The sequence below is a fragment of the Gluconacetobacter sp. genome, from assembly GCF_047721585.1.
Taxonomy (GTDB): Bacteria; Pseudomonadota; Alphaproteobacteria; order Acetobacterales; family Acetobacteraceae; genus Gluconacetobacter; species Gluconacetobacter dulcium.
Map to the genome: position 1 here is coordinate 1 of NZ_JBDNXE010000162.1, position 1,896 is coordinate 1,896.

Below are 1,896 nucleotides of genomic sequence, written 5' to 3' on the forward strand. Positions count from 1 at the left end.
GTCCCGGGGGCGGCCATGGGGGCGGTGGCGGTGGTCGTGGTGGCCCCGGCGGTGGTGGGAGGCATCACTGACGCGGCGTGATCGGACGACCGTTTATATCAGTGACCTCCCGGCGGCCCGTTTTCGGGCCGCTATGGCGCGCTGATGTGCGGTGCGCGCGGTCCCCGGCCATGATCGTCGCGACGCGGCCACCTTACCCGGTGCCGGTAACCCGGCCTCGATTCCTGTGGCGGGGCTGTGGTTGTCAGATCGGGATGCTGCCGTCTATCTTTACCGAAAGTCTGCGGGCAGATCGCGTCAGATATTCGCGCACTGGCTGACTTGCCGGCAGAACCATGTAGCCCGAACATCGATCGCCAAGGAGCAAGGACGCTTCACGATGGCGTAGCCGCCAATGGAGCGCGATCAGCACACAGAGTGCCGCGTCCAGCTTGTCCTGATCCGGCTTGCGGGGGCTGGCCGTTTCACCCGCGACGCGGCACCATTCCGCCAGTTCCGTGCAGCCCAGAAGCCGGGCCTGCTGCGCGGCGCATGTCGCGACGTGGATCCAGTCGGCCATGCGAAAGGTCTTTGCGCGCGCCGGATTATATCGGGGCGCGTTTAGCCGCCCGTAGAAGTCGTCGCGTAGTGATGCCAGTGCGAGAGCCGGGAAGACCTCCATCAGATAGAGTCCGCTGGTCGCCTGCCGCGCTTCCTCGGGATGCTCCTTGGCGTTCAATGCCGTCAGGAAACGCCAGATTGGCGCGGCGTTGCAGAACATGCCCGATCGCCCCCGATTGGCCGGCTGCACGCCGCCGCCAAGCCAACTGACGAGGGTGGCGGCTACCCGCTCTACCGGCCGCATGCCGGTGGCATTGGGCACGATCGTCGGTTGATCCAGCGCGACAAGTGTGGTGCCGTGTCGGGAGCGGACGGTCTGGATGAAGGCGAGAGCCTGGTCGAAGGAAACCGGTCGCGGTGGGTGGAAGCATGCTGGATGGTTGTTCTCGATACCGACGGCGCAGATGGCACCGGGTGTCTTCGGGCTGTCGGTCCATGCGGAATCGAAGCCGATATACATGTCCATGCCTGCCTCCCTGGGGCGAGTTTCTCGCGCGAGAGCATAGGGGCGGGGTGTAAATATATCGCTCATCGTCAGTCGTGGGGTCCGATTGATCGGACGCGCAACGACGTGCGCGGTGGGCCTGGTCGACAGGGTATTCTGCATTCAGGCGCACCGGACGAATGGGCTTTTTTCGCTATGACTCGGGTTGCAATGGCGCCGGGTCGAAGGGCTGGGCGCCAGTGCGCCAGCGCTCGGGTGCATCGGGCGTGGCAAGAAGCGTCCGGGCTGCGGTGTTGAGAAAGACGGGCTCGTTCCGGAGGCCGATTTCGGCTTCGATGCTTTCCAGGCGTTTTTCCAGGGCGAACAGAAAGATCATGAACTGGTGCGCGGCGTGCGCCTGATCGCCCTGGTAGCCGAGATGCTTTTCGCAGAAATCTCCCTGCCTGCATAAATCGACATTCAGGCTATAGTAACCCCTGCATACCATGGGGCGGGCAGCGTAGATCGAGCAGCTTCCCTCGAAGAGAAACGGGCAGAACGGGACGCCGGCCTCCGTGCGGTCTTTCAGGGCCTGAAGGCGATCCGGCGGGAAGGTCTGCCGTGCCTCATGGACGGCAAGAAGCGCGAACAGCGGATTGACCTGCACCAGGCTGCGGCAGCACGTATCGCAGCCTTTTGTGCAGGCCAGTGGCGCGGTGGGGCTGATCTGCCGGAGTGTCTCCGCGACATCCTCGCAGAGGTCGAGCGTGCGCCGCGCGGGGGGGGGGGGGTTGGGGGGGGGGGGGGCGGGGGGGCGGGGGCGGGGGGGCGCGGGGGGGGGCGGGGGTGTGTTGTGGGGGCGGGGGGGGGGG

At 65.9% G+C, this 1,896-nt stretch carries 2 protein-coding genes; both read right to left on the reverse strand.

The window, feature by feature from the left end:
- Window positions 1-244 precede the first annotated feature (244 nt).
- Entirely contained in the window at window positions 245-1,066 is an 822-nt protein-coding gene (locus ABF821_RS18855; RefSeq protein WP_415531189.1) for a DUF429 domain-containing protein, read from the reverse strand.
- Window positions 1,067-1,238: 172 nt separating this feature from the next.
- Window positions 1,239-1,896: YkgJ family cysteine cluster protein (locus ABF821_RS18860; protein WP_415531190.1), on the reverse strand; the 658-nt coding region annotated here is incomplete at its 5' end.

What these genes read in the sequence shown, in the direction of transcription:
- ABF821_RS18855 (WP_415531189.1), bottom strand. Translation starts at nt 1,066, where the DNA reads ATGGACATGTATATCGGCTTCGATTCCGCATGGACCGACAGCCCGAAG.